This is a genomic window from Saccharopolyspora tripterygii (genome assembly GCF_054778355.1).
This window is the reverse complement of record NZ_BAAGZP010000001.1, coordinates 42,257-63,164: the sequence shown is the minus strand read 5'-3', so window position 1 is coordinate 63,164 and position 20,908 is coordinate 42,257. Positions and strand designations below refer to the sequence as shown.

Annotated in this window: 17 protein-coding genes, 1 pseudogene and 1 riboswitch; of the genes and pseudogenes, 3 read left to right on the top strand and 15 right to left on the bottom strand. The window is 70.0% G+C overall.

Translation table 11 applies throughout. The features are described from left to right. Positions 1 to 195: 195 nt before the first annotated feature. Complete coding sequence (locus tag ACYVF3_RS00335) at positions 196 to 801, bottom strand: malonic semialdehyde reductase (protein ID WP_461152267.1); 606 nt, start codon at positions 799 to 801, stop codon at positions 196 to 198. Between the two features lie 396 nt (positions 802 to 1,197). On the opposite strand from ACYVF3_RS00335, the gene ACYVF3_RS00330 reads away from it, so the two are divergent. Continuing rightward, complete coding sequence (locus ACYVF3_RS00330) at positions 1,198 to 1,818, top strand: 50S ribosomal protein L25/general stress protein Ctc (RefSeq protein ID WP_461152266.1); 621 nt, start codon at positions 1,198 to 1,200, stop codon at positions 1,816 to 1,818. An 84-nt stretch (positions 1,819 to 1,902) separates the two neighbouring features. Then, positions 1,903 to 2,478 carry an aminoacyl-tRNA hydrolase gene (gene pth / locus ACYVF3_RS00325; protein WP_461152265.1) on the top strand — a complete coding sequence of 192 codons (576 nt, stop codon included), beginning with the start codon at positions 1,903 to 1,905 and terminating at the stop codon, positions 2,476 to 2,478. 111 nt (positions 2,479 to 2,589) lie between these two features. Here the strand turns inward: pth and ACYVF3_RS00320 are convergent, their stop codons facing one another. The 12 genes and pseudogenes from ACYVF3_RS00320 to rsmI all read right to left on the bottom strand — a co-directional run bounded on the left by ACYVF3_RS00320 (position 2,590) and on the right by rsmI (position 17,640). Then, positions 2,590 to 4,248: a fatty acyl-AMP ligase gene (locus ACYVF3_RS00320; protein ID WP_461152264.1), complete on the bottom strand. Its 1,659-nt coding sequence runs from the start codon at positions 4,246 to 4,248 to the stop codon at positions 2,590 to 2,592. A gap of 123 nt (positions 4,249 to 4,371) precedes the next feature. Beyond that, on the bottom strand, positions 4,372 to 6,150 hold the full coding sequence (locus ACYVF3_RS00315; RefSeq protein WP_461152263.1) for an ABC-F family ATP-binding cassette domain-containing protein: 1,779 nt from the start codon (positions 6,148 to 6,150) through the stop codon (positions 4,372 to 4,374). A gap of 33 nt (positions 6,151 to 6,183) precedes the next feature. Continuing rightward, positions 6,184 to 7,140, bottom strand: a complete 957-nt coding sequence (locus ACYVF3_RS00310) for a 4-(cytidine 5'-diphospho)-2-C-methyl-D-erythritol kinase (RefSeq protein WP_461152610.1) — start codon at positions 7,138 to 7,140, stop codon at positions 6,184 to 6,186. 141 nt (positions 7,141 to 7,281) lie between these two features. After that, positions 7,282 to 8,088 carry a MetQ/NlpA family ABC transporter substrate-binding protein gene (locus ACYVF3_RS00305; RefSeq protein WP_461152262.1) on the bottom strand — a complete coding sequence of 269 codons (807 nt, stop codon included), beginning with the start codon at positions 8,086 to 8,088 and terminating at the stop codon, positions 7,282 to 7,284. 100 nt (positions 8,089 to 8,188) lie between these two features. Continuing rightward, a complete protein-coding gene (locus ACYVF3_RS00300; RefSeq protein WP_461152261.1) occupies positions 8,189 to 8,872 on the bottom strand; it encodes a methionine ABC transporter permease in 684 nt (227 codons plus the stop codon). Beyond that, positions 8,869 to 9,891, bottom strand: a complete 1,023-nt coding sequence (locus ACYVF3_RS00295; protein ID WP_461152260.1) for a methionine ABC transporter ATP-binding protein — start codon at positions 9,889 to 9,891, stop codon at positions 8,869 to 8,871. The genes ACYVF3_RS00300 and ACYVF3_RS00295 overlap by 4 nt, the downstream gene beginning before the upstream one ends. A gap of 240 nt (positions 9,892 to 10,131) precedes the next feature. Further along, a riboswitch (SAM riboswitch) is annotated at positions 10,132 to 10,221 on the bottom strand. A 174-nt stretch (positions 10,222 to 10,395) separates the two neighbouring features. Further along, positions 10,396 to 11,265, bottom strand: a complete 870-nt coding sequence (rsmA, locus tag ACYVF3_RS00290) for a 16S rRNA (adenine(1518)-N(6)/adenine(1519)-N(6))-dimethyltransferase RsmA (protein ID WP_461152259.1) — start codon at positions 11,263 to 11,265, stop codon at positions 10,396 to 10,398. Positions 11,266 to 11,367: 102 nt separating this feature from the next. Then, positions 11,368 to 12,858, bottom strand: a complete 1,491-nt coding sequence (locus ACYVF3_RS00285) for a transglycosylase family protein (RefSeq protein ID WP_461152258.1) — start codon at positions 12,856 to 12,858, stop codon at positions 11,368 to 11,370. Between the two features lie 620 nt (positions 12,859 to 13,478). Beyond that, positions 13,479 to 13,730: pseudogene (locus ACYVF3_RS00280) on the bottom strand (transglycosylase family protein); the annotation flags it as partial. A gap of 295 nt (positions 13,731 to 14,025) precedes the next feature. After that, positions 14,026 to 14,859: a TatD family hydrolase gene (locus ACYVF3_RS00275; protein ID WP_461152609.1), complete on the bottom strand. Its 834-nt coding sequence runs from the start codon at positions 14,857 to 14,859 to the stop codon at positions 14,026 to 14,028. Next, entirely contained in the window at positions 14,859 to 16,655 is a 1,797-nt protein-coding gene (gene metG, locus ACYVF3_RS00270) for a methionine--tRNA ligase (protein WP_461152257.1), read from the bottom strand. Before metG ends, ACYVF3_RS00275 begins: the two co-directional genes overlap by 1 nt. A gap of 148 nt (positions 16,656 to 16,803) precedes the next feature. Then, positions 16,804 to 17,640: a 16S rRNA (cytidine(1402)-2'-O)-methyltransferase gene (gene rsmI / locus ACYVF3_RS00265; RefSeq protein ID WP_461152256.1), complete on the bottom strand. Its 837-nt coding sequence runs from the start codon at positions 17,638 to 17,640 to the stop codon at positions 16,804 to 16,806. Positions 17,641 to 17,838: 198 nt separating this feature from the next. On the opposite strand from rsmI, the gene ACYVF3_RS00260 reads away from it, so the two are divergent. Then, positions 17,839 to 19,293, top strand: coding sequence for a dolichyl-phosphate-mannose--protein mannosyltransferase (locus tag ACYVF3_RS00260; protein WP_461152608.1), 1,455 nt, complete (start codon positions 17,839 to 17,841; stop codon positions 19,291 to 19,293). On the opposite strand, the gene ACYVF3_RS00255 is transcribed toward ACYVF3_RS00260, so the two are convergent. Next, the gene (locus tag ACYVF3_RS00255; protein WP_461152607.1) at positions 19,294 to 19,992 is read right to left on the bottom strand and encodes an ABC transporter permease; all 699 of its coding nucleotides are present in this window, start codon (positions 19,990 to 19,992) and stop codon (positions 19,294 to 19,296) included. It lies immediately after the preceding gene. Next, a complete protein-coding gene (locus tag ACYVF3_RS00250) occupies positions 19,992 to 20,879 on the bottom strand; it encodes an ABC transporter ATP-binding protein (protein ID WP_461152255.1) in 888 nt (295 codons plus the stop codon). Before ACYVF3_RS00250 ends, ACYVF3_RS00255 begins: the two co-directional genes overlap by 1 nt. Between the last annotated feature and the right edge of the window lie 29 nt (positions 20,880 to 20,908).

Sequence of the window (20,908 nt, the reverse complement as noted above, 5' to 3'; positions counted from 1 at the left end):
AGGCCCCGGTCCGAGCGGACCGGGGCCTTCCGCCGTCCGTGGGGAAGTTTTCATGTAAACCTCCCCCTCTCGTCACGGGGAAGTTTTCATGAAAACCTCCCCGCCCTCGTCACAGGGGGTTCCACGAGATCTGTCCCCGGAGGACACCTGAGGTCACCACGTGGGGAGGTCCTCAGGTGAACCTCCCATCACACGTCAGAGGGTGGTGACGACCTCGTCGTAGTCGAGGCGCGGAAGGCGTTCCATCCAGGCGTTCTCGCCGGGCTTGCCGATGTTGGCGACCACGAGGGTCTGCTGCCGGCCGTCGGGGAAGAACTCGGCGTTGATGCCGCCCGCGTCCAGCCCGGTCATCGGGCCGACCGCGAGACCCGCGGCGCGCACGCCGAGGATGAAGTACGCGGTCTGCAGGGTCGCGTTCAGCTTCGCGTTCTGCTCGCGGAAACCGGGGTCGGCGAAGATGTCCTTGGCCCCGGGGCTGTGCGGGAAGACCCGCGGGAGGTTCTCGTGGAACTCCGTGTCGGCCGCCAGGATCGCAACGAGCGGAGCCTTCTCCGTCTTGGCCCGGTTGCCCTCCATCAGGTGCGGCAGCAGGCGCTGCTTGGCCTCCTCGGACCGCAGCAGCACGATCCGCAGCGGCTGCTGGTTCATCGAGGTCGGCGCCCACTTGACCAGGTCGTAGATCGCCTGGACCTGCTCGTCGGTGACCGGCTCGTCGCTGAAGGTGTTGGCCGTGCGAGCGTCGCGGAACAGCAGGTCCTGCGCCTCCGCGTCGAGGACGAGGTCGGTCTGGGACACGGTCATGGGCTCACTCCTGGGCGATCGGGAATGTCTCTTCCGACAGGCGATGGGGTTCCTGCCACCCCTCTCCAGCGCTGTCGAACCCGCGCGGATTCCCGGCCGGGGGACGTGTAAGAGGAGTCACCGCCGCCGCACGTTCGGGCGTGGTGTCCACCCGTGCGAAAACGACCATCCAAGCACCGTTTAGACTGTTCGGGTTGCCTCGGCGAGGTCGGGACGTACGCCCGGCGTGATCGGCGCGGTGGCACGGTGACGGTCGGTCGATTCCTCCTCCGGCGCACTGATGTCGCGCACTCTCCCGGCGCCTGTTCTCATCGGCGCCCGTCGATCGCTCCCAGCGCGCCCCACCGCCGCAGGCAAACTCACGTTCCGCCCGACGTCATCAAGGAGTGCAGCACCGTGTCCGAGGTAACCATCGCAGTCGAGCAGCGCAACGAGTTCGGCAAGGGAGCGGCCCGCCGCACCCGCCGCGCCGGCAAGATCCCCGCGGTCCTCTACGGCCACGGCTCCGACCCGAAGCACCTGTCGCTGCCCAGCGTCGAGTTCGCCCGCGCCGTCCGCGAGAACGGCCACAACGCGGTGCTGACGCTGGACGTCGCGGGTTCCGGCAAGGAGCTCGCGCTGACCAAGACCATCACCGCCCACCCGATCAAGGGCTACATCGAGCACGTCGACCTGCTGCTGGTCAAGCGCGGCGAGAAGGTCGTCGTCAACGTCCCGGTCGTGGTCAACGGTGACGCCGTCTCCGGCTCCCTGGTCAGCCAGGAGCTCACCGAGGTCGAGGTCGAGGCCGAGGCCCTGCACATCCCGGAGCAGGTCGAGCTGTCGATCGAGGGCGCCGAGATCGGCACCCGCTTCTTCGCCAGCGAGCTCAAGCTGCCCCGCGGCGTGACCCTGCAGTCCGACCCGGAGACCCTGGTCGTCAACATCTCCGAGGCCTCGGCCTCCATGGAGGAGGACACCGCTTCCGAGGAGGAAGAGGCCACCGCCGAGGGCGAAGCGGCCTCCGAAGAGGCCTGAGCCTGAAGACGTCGGGCGCTCCCGCGCCGTTCCCCACCGGGGGGCGGCGCGGGGCACGCCTCGACCAGAGGGAGACTTACTTCCGTGACCACTGCGGACGCGGTTTCTGTGATCGTCGGGCTGGGAAACCCCGGCCCCCGCTACGAGGGCAACCGGCACAACATCGGTTTCCTCGTCGCCGACGAGCTGGCAGCGCGCATCGGCGGCAAGTTCAAGTCGCACAAGTCGGGTGCGGACGCCGTCGAAGGACGGCTGGCCGGGTCCCGGTCCGTGCTGATCAAGCCGCGTTCGTTCATGAACCTCTCCGGCGGCCCGGTCGCGGGAGCGGTGAAGTTCTTCAAGACCCCGCCCGAGTCGCTGATCGTCATCCACGACGAGCTGGACCTGCCCTACGGGACGATCCGGCTCAAGCAGGGCGGTGGCGAGAACGGCCACAACGGGCTGCGGTCCATCTCCAAGTCGCTGGGCACTCGCGACTACGTGCGGGTCAGGTTCGGCGTCGGGCGTCCGCCCGGCCGGATGGATCCCGCCGACTACGTGCTCAAGGACTTCTCCGGGACCGAGCGCAAGGAACTCGCGTACTTCGTCGATCTCTGCGCCGACGCGGTGGAAGCCCTGGTCACCAAGGGCCTGGAAGCAGCCCAGAACGAGTTCCACTAACCCTGCGCTGCCGGGTCACCTCTCACTCCTCCCGGGCCGGTCCCAGTTTTAGTCATAACTGAGCATGATCAATGCCCGAAATGTCGGCTCAGTTTGGACTAAAACCGGGAGCTAGTGCCGCGGGACCAGGTCCGCTGTCGCTGCTCGGCGGAGCTTTCCCGACGGGGTCTTCGGGAGCGTTCCCGGCGCCAGGACCACGACCTCGGCCGGGCGGACGCCGACGGCGTCGACGATGCGGGCCACGACCTCCTTGCGCAGCGCCTTCTCCGCGTCCTCCGAACCCGCCCGCTGAGACTCCAGGACCACCGCGAACCGCTCGCGCCTGCTGCCCGCCTCCAGGCGGACGGCCGCCGCGTTGCCCGCGCGCACGCCATCGACCTCGCACGCGGCTCGCTCGATGTCGACCGGGTAGATGTTGCGGCCGCCCATGATGATCACGTCCTTGCGGCGTCCGCAGATCACCACCTGACCGTCGGTCAGGTAGCCCTCGTCGCCGGTGTCCAGCCAGCCGTTCTCGTCCTGGACCTCCTGCGGACCGTCCACCGTGAGGTAGCCGGGCGTGACCGCTTCGCCGCGGATGCGCAGCCGCCCGACCTGCCGGTCGGCGAGTTCGTCGCCCTCGTCGTCGACGACCTCGACCTCCAGGCCAGGCAGCGAGCGCCCCAGCAGCGCGAACCGCCGCGCGTGCGGAGCATCGGGGTCGACCGGCTCGGCGACGCGCCGCTTCTCCAGGCCCTCGGGATCGACCGCGTCTGTCTCCAGGCCGCGCCCCAGCGGTGCGAACGAGACCGCCAGGGTCGCCTCGGCCATCCCGAAGGCGCACACCATCGAGTCCGGTGGGAGCCCGAAGCGCGCCCCGGCGTCGGTGAACGCCTGAACCGCGGCCGGGTCGATCGGTTCGGCGCCGTTGAGCGTGAAGCGCAGGCTCGACAGGTCGAATTCGGCGTCCTCGGCGCGCGCCATCCGGCGACCGACGACGGCGTAGGCGAAGTTCGGGGCGGCGGTGACCGTGGCGCGGTACTTGCTGATCAGCTGCGGCCACAGCAGCGGCCCGGCGAGGAAGTCGGACGGGGTGACCTTGACCGTCGACATGCCGATGGCCATCGGCACGGTCAGGCACCCGACCATCCCCATGTCGTGGAACAGCGGCAGCCAGGACACCGCGACGTCGCGCTCCGGGTCGAGCTCCCCGGCGGTGACCATCGCGTGGAGGTTGGCGTGCAGGTTGCGGTGGGTGATCCGGACGGCCTTCGGATCAGCGGTGGAACCGCTGGTCAGCTGCAGCAGCGCGGTCTCGTCCTCGCCGACCTCGACCGGCTCCGCCAGCGGCTCGGCTTCGGTGGCGGCGAGCCCGGCGAGGTCGCGGTAGGCGATACCGTTGTCCTCCAGCACCCCGGCGAGCTGCTCGAACGGCGGGCCGAGCAGCACCAGGCGCGCGCCGATCATCTTCAGCACTGCGAGCGTGTCCTCGGCCCAGTGCGCGAGGTCGGTGCGCGCCGTGGGCTGGTGCAGCATCGTCACGCTGCCGCCGCCGAGCCACACCGCCTGCACAGCCGGTCCGATCAACCTGGGATCGGCGGCCAGGATCGCCACCGCCGCGCCCGGCCGGAGCTGCTCGGTGAGCCCGCCGGCCATCCGCAGGGCTTCGGCGTGCACCTGCGCCCAGCTGCGGAACCGGGGCTGGGCGGGTTCTCCGGTGAACAGCCCGCGGGCTCCTTCGCCGGAGTTCCGCCGGGCGGACGCCACCAGGGTCTCCACGAACCGACTCATGTGACGCAGCTTACGATCCGGGCCTCGACTGGGCACCTCTCGACGCTCGACCGGTTCGTCGGGGGAAGTTCACATGAAAACTTCCCCCGCACGACGAGCCGAATCGGACGACCACGACAGGGTCTACCCGAGCTGGTCGGCCAGCTCCATCCACCGCGTTTCGAGGTCGTCCTTCTCCTGGTGGAGGGACTGGAGCTCGGCGTTGAGCTTCGCCAGCCGGTCGGGCTCGGTAGCGGCCTCGGCGAGCTTCTCGTGCAGCTCGGACTCGCGCTTGGCCAGCTTGTCCAGCTGCCGCTCGTAGCGGGCGAGCTCCTTGCGGGCCGCGTGCTCCTCGGCCCCCGACAGGCCGCTCGACTGGGCGGCGTCCGCGGCCTGCTTGCCGACGCTGTTCTCCGCCGCCAGCAGCGAGTGCCGCCGGGCCAGGTACTCGTCGATCCCACCCGGCAGGTGGGTCAGGCTCCCGTCGCCGAACAGCGCGTGGACGCTGTCGCAGACGCGCTCGACCAGGTACCGGTCGTGCGAGACCACGATCATCGTGCCCGGCCAGGAGTCGAGCAGGTCTTCCAGCTGCTGCAGGGTGTCGATGTCCAGGTCGTTCGTCGGCTCGTCGAGGATCAGCACGTTCGGCTCGGCCATCAGCAGCCGTGCCAGCTGCAACCGGCGGCGCTCCCCGCCGGAGAGGTCGCCGACCGGCGTCCACTGCCTGCCCTTGCCGAAGCCGAACCGCTCCCCCAGCTGCGACGCCGACAGCTCGTACTTGCCGAGGGTGACCGTCTTGGCGACGTTCTCGATCGCTTCCAGCACGCGCCAGTTGCCCGGCAGGTCGTGCAGCTCCTGCGTCAGGTGCGCCATCCGCACCGTCTTGCCCTCGACGCGCTTGCCCGCGTCCGGCTCGCGCTCCCCCGCCAGCAGCTTGAGCAGCGTCGTCTTGCCCGAACCGTTGACGCCGACCAGACCGATCCGGTCGCCCGGCCCGATCCGCCAGGTCACGTTCTCCAGCAGGGCCCGGTCGCCGATGCGGAGATCGACGTCCTCCAGCTCCAGCACGGTCTTGCCCAGCCGGCGCTTGGCGAAGGCCAGCAGTTCGACGGAGTCGCGCGGCTCCGGGACGTCGGAGATCAGCGCTTCGGCGGCCTCCACCCGGTAGCGGGGCTTGGAGGTGCGGGCCTTGGCGCCGCGCTGCAGCCAGGCCAGCTCCTTGCGGGCCAGGTTCTGCCTGCGGTCCTCGGTCGCCTGGGCGATCCGGGCGCGCTCGGCTCGGGCGTAGATCCAGTCGGCGTAGCCGCCCTCGTACTGCTCGACCTTGCCGTCCACGACCTCCCAGGTCCGGTTGCAGACGGTGTCGAGGAACCAGCGGTCGTGGGTGACGATCACCAGGGCGCACTTGCGCTCCAGCAGGTGGTCGGCCAGCCAGCGCACGCCTTCGACGTCGAGGTGGTTGGTCGGCTCGTCGAGCACCAGCAGGTCGAGGTCGCGCACCAGGGCGGCGGCCAGCGCCACGCGGCGCCGCTCACCGCCGGAGAAGTTCTTGACCGGCGTGTCCAGGCCGAGGCGCGTCATGCCCAGCCCGCTGAGCACCGACCGGACCCGCGGGTCGGCGGCCCACTCGTGCTCGGCGGTGTAGCCGTGCGGGTCGAGGACGGCGTTGCGGACGGTGGCGTCCTCGACGAGCTCGGTGCGCTGGGTGACCACGGCCATCCGCAGGTCGCGGGACTGCGAGACCCGGCCGTCGTCGGGCTCGGCGTTGCCGGCGAGGACTTCCAGCAGCGTCGTCTTGCCGCCGCCGTTGAGGCCGACGACCCCGATCCGCTCGCCTTCCGACACCCCCAGGGAGACGCCGTCGAGCAGCGGGCGCACGCCGTAGGACTTGCTGACCGTTTCCAGGTTGACCAGGTTGACCATCGAGACTTCGACTACTCCATCACTGCGGGTGCGTCACGCGTGGACTTGGGGCGGGGTGGGGCGGTTGGCCGGCTCCTCGGAGACGACCTTGGCGCCCGGCACCGGGCCGTGGGCGACGCGGACGGTCCGGCACACGCCGGCGCCGGAGAGCTCGGCCGCGACCCGGACGGCCTCGTCGGCGTCGGTGCAGAGGAACGCGCAGGTCGGACCGGAGCCCGAGACGATGCCTGCCAGCGCTCCCGCCTGGACTCCCGCGCGCAGCGTGCGGCGCAGGCCGGGCCGCAGCGAGACCGCCGCCGCCTGCAGGTCGTTGCCCAGCAGCAGCGCGAGCTGCCGGGGATCGCCGGAGGCCAGGGCCTCCAGCAGGGGTTCCACCTCGCCGATCCGGCCGTTGCCGTTCTCCTCGCGGAGCCGGTCCAGCTCGCCGTAGGCGGCGGGGGTGCTCAGACCCTCGCGGTCGAGCGCGATGACCCAGTGGAAGGTGTGCCTGGCCAGGACCGGGACGAGCCGCTCACCGCGTCCGGTGCCCAGCGCGGTCCCGCCCTGCAGCGAGAACGGCACGTCGCTGCCGATCTTCCCGGCGATCTCGCTGAGCTCGTCGCGTCCGAGCTCCAACCGCCAGAGCTGGTTGACCGCCAGCAGCGCGGCCGCGGCGTTCGCGCTGCCGCCGGCCATGCCGCCGGCGACGGGGATGCCCTTGTTGATCGAGATGTGCAGGCCGGGGTTCTCCGGGTCGCGCCCGCAGTGCTCGGCCAGCAGCCGAACGGCCTTCCACACGAGGTTGTCCGGGCCGGTGGGGACCTCGTCGGCGCCCTCTCCCCTGACCTCCAGACCAGGTTCGTCGGCCGCCATCACCGTGACGTCGTCGGTCAGCGACAACGCCTGGAAGACGGTGACCAGCTCGTGGTAACCGTCCGGACGCGCGTCACCAACCGAGAGGTGGAGGTTGACCTTCGCCGGAACTCGGACGGTGATCGGTGTAGGAACCACGGAGAGCACACCAAGAGCCTACGTGGCCGGAGAACCTCAGCGCCCACTTCCCTGCGCACAGCGGGTCCTCAACGCAAGAACCGCGGTGTTCGCGCGCACGAACACCGCGGTTCTCCCCGGTTCGATCGGTCCCGGAGCGGGTCAGGACGCGGGGACCACCGCGACGCCGCCCCACTTCTGGTTGATGAAGTCCTTGACCTGCTGGCTGCGCAGCAACTCGGCGAGCTTGAGCACGCGCGGGTCCTTGGCCAGCGCCGGGCTGGTCACCAGGCCGTTGGCGTAGGGGTTGCCCTGCGGGCTCTCCACCACGATCGGGTTCGACAGCTTCGCCTTGATCGCGTAGTTGCCGTTGACCACCGCGGCGGCCGCGTCGTCGACCGAACGCGGCAGCTGGTCCGGGGACAGGTCCTTGAGCTGGATGTTCTTCGGGTTCTCCGCGATGGCGGCGTCCACCCTGGTGCCCACGGCCGCCTCCGGCTTGAGCTTGATCAGACCGCCCTGCTCCAGCAGCTTGAGGCCGCGGAACTGGTTGGCCGGGTCGTTGGACAGCGTGACCGTCGCGCCCTGCGGGAGCTCCGCCAGCGACTTGGCCTGCTTGGAGTAGACGGCCAGCGGTTCCAGGTGCACCGGCTCGACCCAGGCGAACTCGCCGCCGCGCTCCTTGCGGTACTCCTCCAGGTAGGGCACGTGCTGGAAGTAGTTGGCGTCCAGCTCGCCGTTGGCGACGGCCTCGTTGGGCCGGTTGTAGTCGTCGAACTTCTCGATCTCGATGTCGATCCCGGCCTGCTCGGCCAGGTTGTCGTCGACGTACTGCAGGATCTCGCCGTGCGGGGTCGGGCTGACCCCGATCTTCAGCGGCGCGTTGGGGTCCTCCGCGGCGGATCCACCACCGCAGGCGGCCAGCAGCACCCCGGCCGAAGCGAGCAGTGCGGCGAAGCGCAAACGCATGTCGTGCGTCCTTTCAACGAGCCTGTTCTCAGGCAGGCAGGGGTAGCGCACCGTCCTCGTGGGACGAGGCGCGTGAGGGAATTCGTTCGTGCTCGGGGCCTCAGCCGACGGCGGTGCGCCGGCGGTCGACGAGCTTGGCGGTGCGATCGGTGATCAGCTGCATCGCGAAGGCCAGCGCACCCAGGACGACGACGGACCCGTAGAGGATCCGGTCGTCGTAGCCCTGGTAGCCGTCCTGGATCGCGGTCGTGCCGAGCCCGCCGCCGCCGATGGCACCTGCCATCGCGGCGTAGCCGATCAGCGCCACCGCGGTGACGCCGACGGCTCCGACCAGCGCCGCCCGGGACTCCCCGAGCAGCACCGTCCACACGATCCGCAGCCTGCTGGAGCCGGTCGTGATCGCGGCCTCGACCACGGTGAACCCGACCTCGCGCAACGCGTTCTGCGTCAGCCGCGCGAAGAACGGGATCGCTCCGATGGTCAGCGGCACGATCACCGCGCTGCTGCCGATCGAGGTGCCGATCAGCAGCCTGGTGAAGGACGCGAGCACCACCAGCAGCACCACGAAGGGCACCGAGCGCACCACGTCCACGACCACGCCGAGAACCTTGTTCAGCACTGGCTTGGGGTTGAGCCCGACCGGTGAGGTCAGGTGCAGCAGCACGCCCAGCGGCAACCCGCCGACCACGGCCAGCACGGTCGCCACCAGCACCATGTAAAGCGTTTCGAGCGTTGCCTCGCCCAGCAGTTCGCCGACCTCCGACCAGGGGGTCACATCAGTCACGCAGCAGCAACTCCGTCAACGCTCACCGGGGCGCGACGGACGTGCGCGTCCCGCTCGACCATCCACTTCAGCGCCGCCTCGGAGCGCTCACCGGTCAAGCCGATCTTGAACTTGGCGACCGGGGTGTCGCCGAGGCGGGTCAGGCCACCGCCCAGGATCGCCAAGTCGACGGCGAACCGGTTGGAGGCCTCGGGGAGCAGCGCTCCCACGGCGGCGAAACCGACGAGCACGACCTCGGCGACCACGTCGTGGCGGCCCGAGGTCGGGCGCAGCGACTCGGCCTGGTCGGTCTCGGGCAGCAAGGTGCCGCTGATCTTGCTGCCGGGCTCGGCGACGAGGTCCAGGACCTTGCCGTGCTCGACGACCTGGCCGTCCTCCAGCACCGCGACGTCGTCGGCGATCTTGCGGACCACGGCCATGTCGTGGGTGACCACCAGGACGGTGACGCCGAGCTCGGCCCGCGCGCGGTCGAGCACGGTCAGCACCGAATCGGTGGTGGACGGGTCCAGCGCGGAAGTCGGCTCGTCGGCCAGCAGCACCGAGGGCTTGGCGGCCAGCGCGCGGGCGACCGCGATCCGCTGGCGCTGACCACCGGAGAGCTGGTCCGGGTAGGCGGCGGCCTTGTCGGTGAGGCCGACCAGGTCGAGCAGCTCGCCGACGCGGTTGCGCCGCTGCGGACCGCCGATGCCTGCCGCCTCCAGCGGCAGCGCGACGTTGCCCGCCGCGGTGCGCTGCCGCAGCAGCGAATCACCCTGCGGGACAACGCCGATCTGCCTGCGGGCGGCGCGCAGCGCCTTGCCGTCCAGCGACACGAGGTCGGTGCCGTCGACCCGGATGGCACCGGCGTCGGGCTTCTCCAGCAGCGCGATGCACCGGGCCAGAGTCGACTTCCCCGCCCCGCTCGGTCCGACCACGCCGCACACCGAGCCCGCGTTGACCTCCATCGACACACCGTCGAGGGCGCGGACGGAACTGCCGTTCTGCTGGAACGACTTGGTCAGGTTCTCAACTGAGATCACGATCTGCTCCACATCAGCTCGCAACGGCCGCGCCCGCGCAGGGCAGCAGCCATGGGGAACTTCTCAGGGAAAGGAAGGGAAGAAGGGCCAGGTCACATCTCGCGACGACATGCGCAGGTCGTGCGCAAGCCGTTGTCGATGACCCGCCTCTGCGTGAGCAGTTCCCTGATGTGGCGTACCTCGGACCGGGCATCGCCGGTGGCAGGCAGGTTCGCTAACCGCACGTTGGAATCCACAGTCACTCCATCGGTCCTGGCGTTAGCACCTGCCCGCGATGGGTGGTTGCTGCGGCGTCAACAAGCCAGGTCTCTCAGCCGCTCGGGATGGATTTCCCGAATAGTAGAACCCATCGACAGGTCGCGACGCAAGCTGATAGCCGTCACTGACCGAAATCGTTTGCCACATCACATACCGAGTGGAGCGGGAATTATTCCGCTCGCAGTGGTGTTTTCGTGACCCTCAGTGACGTCGCGGTGGGTGTGCGCAAGCCACCGGACGAGTGGTTCAGCTGGTCGTCCCGGATGACGCGACCTCCGCGATCCGGGCGAAATCGGCGATCCGCAGCTGCTCCCCGCGCGTCGCGGGATCGACGCCCGCCGCGCGCAGCAGCTCCTCCGCCCGGGCCGCCGAACCGGCCCAGCCCGACAGCGCGCCGCGCAAGGTCTTGCGCCGCTGCGCGAACGCGGCGTCCACCACGCGGAACACGTCCTGCCGCGCAGCGCTGGACGGCGGGTCGACGCGCTCGAAGGCGACCAGGCCCGAGTCCACGTTGGGCACCGGCCAGAACACCTTGCGCGGCACCGGCCCCGCGCGCCGGACGTCGGCGAACCAGGCGGCCTTCGCGCTCGGCACCCCGTAGACGCGGCTCCCGGGCTCCGCGGCCATCCGGTCGGCGACCTCGGACTGGACCATGACCAGTCCCTTGCGCAAGCTCGGCAGCTCGGCCAGCAGGTGCAGCACGACGGGGACCGCGACGTTGTAGGGCAGGTTGGCGACCAGCGCGGTCGGGGGCTTCGCGAAGTCGGCGGCCCGGACTCGCAGGGCGTCGGCGGGCAGCACGGTGAGCCGGTCGGCCAGCTGGGGCGCGAACTCCTGGGCCGTGCGCGGCAGCCGCTCGGCGAGCACCGGGTCGATCTCCACCGCGGTGACGGCGCCGGCCTCCGGCAGCAGCGCGAGCGTGAGCGAGCCCAGGCCCGGGCCGACCTCCAGCACGACGTCATCCGCACCGACCTCGGCCGCGGAAACGATGCGGCGCACGGTGTTCGGGTCGTGCACGAAGTTCTGGCCGAGCTTCTTGGTCGGTTTGATCCCCAGCTCGTCGGCCAGTCGGCGCACGTCGGCCGGGCCCAACAACGCCGCCCCCTGCTCATCCACGCAGAAGAACCTACCCGTGCCGGTTTCACGAGGTCAGCGCGGGTGATGCAAAAAGGAGGCACCCGTCGCGACGACGGGTGCCTCCTCGGTGGAGCGTGACGCTCAGTCGAGGCCGAGCTTGCCGGAGCAGGAGGGCCATGCGCCGTAGCTGCCGCCACGGGCTGCGCGCACCTTCTCGGCGACCGAGATCTGCTGCTCGCGGCTGGCCTGGTGCGGGTACGGGGCGTACTGATCGCCGCCGTAGGCGTCCCAGGTGGACTTGTCGAACTGCAGCCCGCCGTAGTAGCCGTTGCCGCTGTTCATGGCCCAGTTGCCGGTGGCTTCGCACTGGACGAGCTTGTCCCAGACGCCGCTGTTCGGCGCGGGCTTGCCGCCGACGCGGACGACCTTCTCGACCGGGGCCTTGGTGACCTTCTCGTCGATCACATCGCGCTCGGACTCCTCGCCGTTGCGCGTGGTGACCCGGGTGAACTGGATCTTCTCCCCGGCCTCGCCGGGGGACTCGACCCGCTCCTCGCCCTTGAACATCGAGTTGTCGACGATCTCGCGGACCGGCGGCGGAACCGGCACGGTCACGCTGATCACCGAGCTCTGCAGCCGGTCGATGCGCACCTCGGCGCCGGTGACCAGCTTGGCGTCGGCGCCGGGGGTGACCTTGTCGTCCGGGCCGAGCTGGAGCTTCTGCTCCTTGACGAGCTCGTCGATGTTGGCGGCGGTGGTGGTCAGCTGCTTCGGCGCACCGCTGCCGTCGAAGAGGGTGATGTCCTTCTGGGTGCGGACCGACAGCTCCATGCCCTGCTCGGGCACGGGCATGTTGCGGTCTGCGTTGAGGACGGCGCCTTCGGCGTTGACGCCGAGCTGGCGCAGGGCCTGCTCGACGGTGACCGAGCGGACCCATTCCTCGCGGACCTCGCCGTCGACGTTGAGCTTGATCAGCCGCCCGCGGTCGAGGGTGATGGTCTCGCCGTGGCCGACCTCGGCCTGCGGCGAGGGGCTCAGCGCGTCGTGCGGGCCGACGCGGATGCCCTGGTCCTCCAGGACCTCGCCGACGGTGTTGTCGTAGGTGTTGACGGAGCGCTCTTGGCCGTCGACCTCGACGGTGACCGACTTGTCCATCGCGGCGGCGGCACCACCGCTGCCGGTCAGGGTCAGCAGCACGCCGGCGACCGCACCCTTGAGGAAGCGGCGCTTCCACGCGGTGATCGCCTCGGTCTGCTGCTGCGGAAGAACGCCCGCCTGGCCCTCGGGCATCGCCTCGAGGAAGTCCATCGGGGGCAGGACGGTCGTCTCGGCGTTGATCAGCCGGATGACCTCGTCGACGTCGATCTCGGCTGTCGCGAGCATGTCCTCGGCGTCGGGGCCGAGAACGTCGTAGACGTCCTGCGGGGTGATCTCGAAGCCGGTGGCCGGGAAGCTCGGGTGCTCGTCGGACCACTGGGGGTCCGGACGATCGAGCAGGCCTACCGCGGTGTGCTGCTCCGTCGGCTGGACCGGGGTGAACCAGTCCGTTGCCGCGTCGAAGGAATCGGCCCAGTAGCCACCGCTCCGCGAATTCGCGAAACGCGCATGGCCGGGCTCGCCACGTCCGTTCACAGGGTCGTTACCTCCCGAAGGCGCAAAGTCGCGACCGCGATTTGACGAACGTGAGATGCGTTGGGCGAGTTCATGTTTCTCGCGCAACCCCTCTCGTTCCTCGCGTGCGCACAACCTTCGTGCTTCGTGTCTGTATCCGACTCCCGCAAGCCAATTGCCGCCTAGTCGCAGCGAGCTCCATGCGCTCACCGCAGACTTCCCCGACGTACACCGGCGAGACTAACGGGCGTTCCCCATGACTGGTTGTCATCGGTTACGGGGCCGAGACTCTACCGTGATCATGCGAGGCCGCCAAGGACCTGATTCGGACATGTGACCCCGGTTACACTTAATTGCCACGCAACTCAACACGATCTGTAGTCAAGATCGGCAAAAATTAGTCCATTCGGGGGGCACCGACAGGATTCGTTAGCCGCCTCCCCAGCCGCTTCCGTGACATATAACACGGGCCGTCCCAGCCTGAAATCCATGATCAACCCACGCCCGGGCCAGCGGAAACAGCCCGGCGCAAGGGTCCGGCCCGAGCTCTCTCGGGCGCTCGGGCCGGACCTCCCCTCCCCACGCACGAGGGAAACCAGCTCCCTCGCGACGATCATTCGCGTTATTGCGGCGATTTCACGTCATCGCGGCAATCCCAGCTTCCGCGAGCACGCCGGCCAGGCGCCGTAACCGCCGCGGGCGTCGCGCAACTGCTCCGCGATCGCGATCTGCTGGTCCCGCGACGCGCGGTGCGGGTAGCGGGTGAACCGCTCGCCCCCGTTCGCCGCCCAGGTGCTGCGGCTGAACTGCAAGCCGCCGTAGTAACCGTTTCCGGTGTTGGCGGACCAGTTGCCGCCGGATTCGCACCTCGCGAGCGAGTCCCACACCGCCGCTCGATCGTCGTTCGGGGTCGCCGCGGCGTTCGGGGTCACCGCGACCAGGGCACTACCGCTGACGGCGACAGCCGCTGCAACGGTCCACTTCGTGAATCCATGCAATTTCACTGCACATCCTCACAACCGATGGTTCCGGCTGAGGAGGACCTCCGCGGGAAGCTCCCGCGGAGTTCGGGGTGTCCCCCGTACCGGCTTCCACAGTGGACGGTAGGAGTCGGCGTGCGGACCGCAAGCGGACGCGGGCGGAACCCGCCTACCAGAAATCGCAGCGTGAGGAACTACAGGGCTGTGATTACCCCTGATCGAGGCCGAAGACTCGCTCTGCCGTGGCGGTGGTGGCCACTGCGAGCTCATCCGGGGTCATTCCACGGAGTTCAGCCAGGTCACGAAGGGTGTAATTGACGCAGTACGGCTGGTTGGGCCGTCCGCGGAACGGGTGCGGGGTCAGGAACGGCGCGTCGGTCTCCACGAGCATCTGCTCCAGCGGGACCGATTCTGCCGCCTCACGAAGGCTTTTCGCGTTGCGGAACGTCGCCGTGCCGGCGAACGAGAGGACGTATCCCTTGGCAACGCAGGACTTCGCGAATTCGGCGTCCCCGGAGAAGCAGTGGAAGACCACCTTCTCCGGAGCGCCCTCCTCGTCGAGGATGCGCAGGATGTCGTCGTGGGCCTCGCGGTCGTGGATCATCAGCGGCTTGCCGGTCCGCTTCGCGAGGTCGATGTGCCAGCGGAACGCCTCCTGCTGCGGCTCCGGCGGCGAGTAGTCCCAGTAGTAGTCCAGCCCCGTCTCGCCGACCGCCACCACGCGCGGGTGCGCGGCCAGCTCCTCCAGCGCGGCGCGGTCGCCGGCGCTGAAGTCCTTGGTGCGGGTCGGGTGCAGCGCGACCGCGGCGAACACCCGCTCGTCCCAGGTCGCGGCCTCGACGGCCCAGCGAGCGGAGTCGAGGTCGTCGGCGACGGTGACCACCCGTCCGACACCGGCGCTCTGCGCGCGGTCGACGATCGCGCGGACGTCCTCGGCCGTCTTGGCGCCGCACGCGTCCAGGTGGGTGTGCGAATCGACAGCTGCCGCCGCCAGCGCCTCGGGCACCGGCGGCAGCTCCTGCCTCTTGTCCTTCTTGCCCATCAGGACGGCTGGATCGGGGCCCACTCCGGGCCGGTCTCGCCGAGTTCGGCGTCGAGCTTGGCGAACAGCGGCTTCGGCTTGTCCAGCGGGCGGCCCACCTCGATCTCGGTGGACTCCCACTTGGCCTGCTCGGCGGCGTACTCGCCCATCAGCACCGGGTAGGACAGCGACGGCTCGTCGAGGTCGTCGACCTCGCGGATCTCCGGCTGCGCGGCCCAGACCCCGGAACCGCCCATCAGCTCGTGCACCTTCTGCGCGGAGTGCGGGAGGAACGGCGTGAGCAGCGTGTTGGCGTCCGAGACGACCTGCAGCGCGGTGTGCAGCACCGCGTCGCGGCGGTCCGGGTCCTCCTTGAGCTTCCACGGCTCCTGGTCGGACAGGTACTTGTTGGCCGCCGAGACCACCCGCATCGCCTCCTGCGAGGCGAGCTTGAACCGCGAGCTGCGCAGGTGCGTGCCGACGGTGTCGAACGCGGCGCGGGCCTGCGCCTTGAGCTCCTCGTCGGCGGGCGCCGGAGCGGTCGGCGCGGGGACCGCGCCGTTGTTCTTGGCCGCCATCGAGATGGACCGGTTGACCAGGTTGCCCCACTCGTTGGCCAGCTCGAAGTTGGTGCGGCGGACGAACTCGTCCCAGGTGAAGTCGGTGTCCTGGTTCTCGGGGCCGGCCACCGAGATGAAGTAGCGCAGGGTGTCCGGGCCGAACTCGCGCAGGAAGTCCCGCACGTAGATCACGGTGCCGCGCGAGGTGGAGAACTTCGACCCGCTCATGGTCAGGAACTCGCTGGAGACGACCTCGTCGGGCAGGTTCAGCTCGCCGAACGGGCCCACCTCGCCGCCCTTGTCGCCGTGGCCGTTGTGGCCCATCAGCAGCGTCGGCCAGATCTGGGCGTGGAAGGTGATGTTGTCCTTGCCCATGAAATAGTAGCCCTGGGCCGCCGGGTCGGTCCACCACTTCTTCCAGGCGTCCGGGTCGCCGGTGCGGCGGGCCCACTCGACGCTGGCCGACAGGTAGCCGATGACGGCGTCGAACCACACGTAGAAGCGCTTCATGGGCTGGTCGCGCCAGCCGTCCAACGGGATCGGCACGCCCCAGTCGAGGTCGCGGCTGATCGCGCGCGGGCGCATGTCGTCGACGAGGTTCTGCGCGAACTTGAGCACGTTGGGCCGCCAGCCGTCCCGGGTGGACAGCCACGTGCCCAGCGACTCGGTGAACGACGGCAGGTCCAGGAACAGGTGCTCGGTCTCGACGAACTCCGGCTTCTCGCCGTTGATCCGGGAGACCGGGTTGCGCAGCTCGGCCGGGTCTAGCTGGTTGCCGCAGTTGTCGCACTGGTCGCCGCGCGCGCCGTCGTAACCGCAGATCGGGCAGGTGCCCTCGATGTAGCGGTCGGGCAGCGTGCGGCCGGTCGACGGGCTGATCGCGCCGGTCGTGGTCTTCGGCAGCACGTAGCCGTTGCGGTGCAGCGCGAGGAAGAGGTCCTGCACCACCTTGTAGTGGTTCCCGGTGGTGGTGCGGGTGAACAGGTCGTAGGACAGGCCGAGGCCCTGCAGGTCCTCGGTGATCACCCGGTTGTACTTGTCGGCGAGCTGGCGGGTGGTCAGGCCCTCGTTCTCCGCCTGGACGGAGATCGGGGTCCCGTGCTCGTCCGTGCCGGAGACCATGAGCACCTGGTTGCCGGCCATTCGCTGGTACCGGGAGAAGACGTCCGAAGGCACACCGAATCCGGAAACATGACCGATGTGCCGGGGACCGTTGGCATACGGCCAGGCCACAGCGGTCAACACAGAGGCGCTCATGGTCTTCAAGGGTAGTCGGCCGCGCATCGTCGTTTCCGGTGCGGGGGCGAGGGGCGGTTTTGGTCCGAACCGTCCATGATCAAAGTCCCTTTTGCCCGGTCAATTCGGACCAAAACTGCCGACGGGCGACACGCACTCCCGCTCGGGGTCACTTCCGCGAGGCAAGGACCGCGTCGTAGAGCTCCTTCTTGCGGACTCCCGCGAGCTCGGCGACCTCGGCCACCGCGTCCTTGAGGCGGATTCCCTCGGCGGCTCGCTGCTCCACGCGCCCCACCAGCTCCGCGGGGTCGGCGGGGGCATCCTGCTCGGCACCGCCGAGGACCACCGTGATCTCGCCCCGGACGCCGTCGGCAGCCCATTCGGCGAGCTCGCCGAGGCTGCCGCGCTTGATCTCCTCGTAGGTCTTGGTGAGCTCGCGGCAGACCGCCGCCGGGCGCTGCTCCCCGAGCACCGAGACCGCGTCGGCGAGGGCGTCGGCCAGCCGGTGCGGCGCCTCGAAGAACACGCTCGTCCGCTCCTCGGCGACCAGCCTGGCGAAGAACTTCCGGCGCTCACCGCTCTTGCGGGGCGGGAAGCCCTCGAAGCAGAACCGGTCGGAGGGCAGGCCGGACACCGCGAGCGCGGTGGTCACCGCCGACGGTCCTGGCAGGCACGTCACCGGCAGCCCTTCGGCAACGCACGCCGACACAAGCCGGTAGCCGGGGTCGGACACGCTCGGCATCCCGGCGTCGGTCACCAGCAGCACCGTCGTGCCCTCGCGCAGCGCGTCGAGCAGCATCGGGGCGCGCGCCGACTCCACGGCCTCGTAGTAGCTGACGACCTTGCCCGCCGGGTGAACGCCCAGCGCGCTGGCGAGGTTGCGGACCCGCCGGGTGTCCTCGGCGGCCACCACCTCGGCCGAGCCGAGGGCCTCGATCAGCCGCGCGGACGCGTCGCGGGCGTCGCCGAGCGGGGTGGCGGCGAGCAGCAGGGTGCCGGAGTCCATGACGACACAGCGTAGGCCGGGTCGGGAAATCGAACCCCGACGGTGCGACCGGGCAGGGCGCGCCCGCCCCTTACGATCGACGATGTGAGCGCCCCAGTCCGCAGGTTCGGCGGTGCCGACGAACTCGTCCAGGTCGGCCGCGCACCGTCAGCTCGCCGTCCCGGGGAGTCCGACCCGCTTCCGTTGCTGGACACCGCGATGCCCACCGACCGCCGACGCGGCTGGGTGGTGACGCTGGTGATCACCCTGGTCGCCGGTCTGGTCCGCTTCTGGGACCTGGGCCGGGCCACCGACGAGGGCACTCCGGTCTTCGACGAGAAGCACTACGTCCCGCAGGCGTGGCAGATGCTGCGCAACGGCGGCTACGAGGACAACCCCGGTTACGAGCTGGTGGCGCACCCACCGGTCGGCAAGCAGCTGATCGCGATCGGCGAGTGGCTGCTGGGCTACACGCCGTGGGGCTGGCGGATCATCGCTGCCCTGTTCGGCACCCTGATGGTGCTGCTGATCGTGCGGATCGCCCGCCGGATGACCCGCTCGACGCTGCTCGGCGCGCTGGCCGGCGTGCTGCTGATCTGCGACGGGCTCAGCCACGTGCAGGCCAGGGTCGGGATGCTCGACATCTTCCAGGCGCTGTTCCTGCTCGCCGCTTTCTCCTGCCTGCTGGTGGATCGCGATCAGGTGCGCGAGCGGCTGTGGCAGGTCTGCTCCGACGGCAGGCTGGACCCGTCGACCTGGGGACCGCGGCTGGGTTTCCGCTGGTGGCGCTTCGGCGCGGGTCTGATGCTCGGACTGGCCTGCGGGGTCAAGTGGAACGGCATCTACTACATCATGGCGTTCGGCCTGCTCAGCGTGATCTGGGACGCGCTGGCCCGGCGGACAGCCGGGGTGCGCAGGCCGTGGCGCGCGGCGCTCGTGCGCGACACCGCACCGGCGCTGTGGGCGCTGGTGGGCATCCCGCTGCTGGTGTACTTCGCGACCTGGTCGGGGTGGTTCGCCAGCGAGACCGCGACCGACCGGCACGCGGTGCTGCTCAACGACCACGTGGGCATGGGCGGACTGCCGGACGCGCTGCGGTCGCTGCTGTACTACCAGCTCAACGTGCTGGACTTCCACACCCACCTGACCACGCCGGACACCCCGCACCCGTGGGAGTCGAAGCCGTGGGCGTGGCCGATGGGCCTTCGCCCGATGCTCTACTACTACGAGTCCGGGATGCCGGGCTGCGGGCGGAACAGCTGCGTGCAGGCCACGATGCTGATCGGCACCCCGGCGATGTGGTGGCTGGCGCTGCCGGTCGCGGCGTGGTCGGTGTGGCGCGCGGTGTTCCGGCTGGACTGGCGCTACGCGGCGGTCCTGGTCGGCTACGGCGCCGGCTACCTGCCGTGGTTCACCAACCTGTCGCGGCAGATGTACTACTTCTACGCCACGCCGCTGGTGCCGTTCCTCGTGCTGGGCATCGTGCTGGTGCTCGGCCACGTCCTGGGCACCGCCCAGGACCACTACGAGCGGCGCAAGACCGGGCTGCTCGCGGTGTCGCTCTACATCGGACTCGTGGTCGCCAACTTCGTGTGGCTGTGGCCGGTGCTCAACGGGGATTCGATCTCCTACGAGCACTGGCAGGCCGAGCTGTGGCTGCCGTCCTGGCGATGATCAGCGCGGTTCCCACCGGAACCAGGCCTTGGCCAGCAGCACGAGCAGCAGGGTCCAGGCCAGCAGCGAACCGATCGCCGGCAGCAGCGGGCCGCTGCCGGTCATCGCGATGTGGACCAGGGTCGCCAGTCCGACGCCCGGCAGCAGCAACGCGAGCGGGCTCGCGGCACCGAGCACCGACGAACCGAGCAGGACGAGGAACAGCGGCAGCGTGGTGAACTGGGCCTGCTCGGAGGAGGAGGTGCGTCCGCTGGTCGCGATCCCCGCCGCGACGCAGAGCGCGGTGCACAGGACCAGTCCGAGCACGATCAGCAGCGGGTTCACCGGCATCGGCGCGCCCATGATCGCCGAGATGCCCAGCATCAGCGCCGATTGCAGCAGGGCGAGCACGACGCCCGGGGTGAGCAGGCCGGCGAGGATCACGGCGTCGGACGCCTCGCCGCTGCGCAGCCGCTTGAGGTAGCGGTCCTCGCGGCGCGCGGCCAGCGCGGCCGTGACCGCGAAGTAGACGGTGAGGCCGAGGACCATCAGCAGCTGCGCCGAGATCACCACCGACCACACCCCCGGGCCGGCATCGGAGGACGGGTTGAGGGAGACGAACACGCCGACCATGATCGGCATCAGCAGCGCGCTGGTCGCCACGGTCTTGTTGCGCAGCAGCAGTTTCAGCTCGGTTCGGGCGAGCGCCAGGACCATCATCACGCCGGAGCCTCCTCGCGGACGGACTGGAAGATCTCTTCGAGGGAGGCCGGTTGAGCGCGCAGACCGGTCAGGTCCAGGTGCCCGTCGGCCCAGTTCAGCAGGGTGCGCAGGTCTCGCTGCAGTTCCGGTGTGCGGACGTCGACGCGGTTGCCCACCCAGGTCGCGGTGCCGACCAGCGGCGGCAGCTCGACGTCCTGCGGAGCCGCGAAGGTGATGCGCGCGTGGTGCTCGGCGAGGACGTCGACGAGCCGTCCGGCGACCTCGATGCGGCCTTCGTGCATGATCGCCAGGCGGTGCGCGAGGCGTTCGGCTTCTTCGAGGTAGTGGGTCGTCAGCAGGACCGTCGTGCCCCTGCCGAGCAGGCCCCGGACGAGATCCCAGGTGGTCCGGCGGGATTCGGGGTCCATGCCGACGGTCGGTTCGTCGAGGAACAGCAGTTCCGGCTCGCCCAGCAGCGCGAGCGCGAGGTCGAGACGTCGCCGCTCACCGCCGGAGAGGTGCTTGACCCGGACGTTGCGGCGGGCGGCGAGTCCGAGCGCTTCGAGCGTTCCGTCGGCGTCGGAGGGCGCGCTGCGCAGCTCGGCACCGAGCCGCGCGGTCTCGGCGACGGTCAGGTCGCCCGCGAAACCGCCGTCCTGCAACATGATCCCGGTCCGGCGGCGGATGCTGCGATCGCGCAGCGGGTCGGCGCCGAAGACCCGGACGTGCCCGTGCGCGGCGGCGCGGTGCCCCTCGACGGTCTCCAGCACGGTCGTCTTCCCGGCCCCGTTGGTCCCCAGCAGCGCGAACAGCTCGCCCTGCTGGATCTCGAAGTCGATGCCGCGCACCGCCTCGAACGCGCCGTAGCGGCAGCGCAGGCCGCGGGCTTCGATCACTGGTGTCATGCCGTCGAGCCTGCTCCTGCGCGGTCCGG

Excerpts from the sequence above, each read along its gene's own strand:
- ACYVF3_RS00320 (WP_461152264.1), bottom strand. The coding sequence starts at position 4,248 with ATGAGTCGGTTCGTGGAGACCCTGGTGGCGTCCGCCCGGCGGAACTCC.
- ACYVF3_RS00305 (WP_461152262.1), bottom strand. The coding sequence starts at position 8,088 with ATGCGTTTGCGCTTCGCCGCACTGCTCGCTTCGGCCGGGGTGCTGCTG.
- ACYVF3_RS00260 (WP_461152608.1), top strand. The coding sequence starts at position 17,839 with ATGCCCACCGACCGCCGACGCGGCTGGGTGGTGACGCTGGTGATCACC.
- ACYVF3_RS00255 (WP_461152607.1), bottom strand. The coding sequence starts at position 19,992 with ATGATGGTCCTGGCGCTCGCCCGAACCGAGCTGAAACTGCTGCTGCGC.
- rsmI (WP_461152256.1), bottom strand. The coding sequence starts at position 17,640 with ATGGACTCCGGCACCCTGCTGCTCGCCGCCACCCCGCTCGGCGACGCC.
- ACYVF3_RS00315 (WP_461152263.1), bottom strand. The coding sequence starts at position 6,150 with ATGGTCAACCTGGTCAACCTGGAAACGGTCAGCAAGTCCTACGGCGTG.
- ACYVF3_RS00275 (WP_461152609.1), bottom strand. The coding sequence starts at position 14,859 with ATGGGCAAGAAGGACAAGAGGCAGGAGCTGCCGCCGGTGCCCGAGGCG.
- metG (WP_461152257.1), bottom strand. The coding sequence starts at position 16,655 with ATGAGCGCCTCTGTGTTGACCGCTGTGGCCTGGCCGTATGCCAACGGT.
- ACYVF3_RS00335 (WP_461152267.1), bottom strand. The coding sequence starts at position 801 with ATGACCGTGTCCCAGACCGACCTCGTCCTCGACGCGGAGGCGCAGGAC.
- ACYVF3_RS00250 (WP_461152255.1), bottom strand. The coding sequence starts at position 20,879 with ATGACACCAGTGATCGAAGCCCGCGGCCTGCGCTGCCGCTACGGCGCG.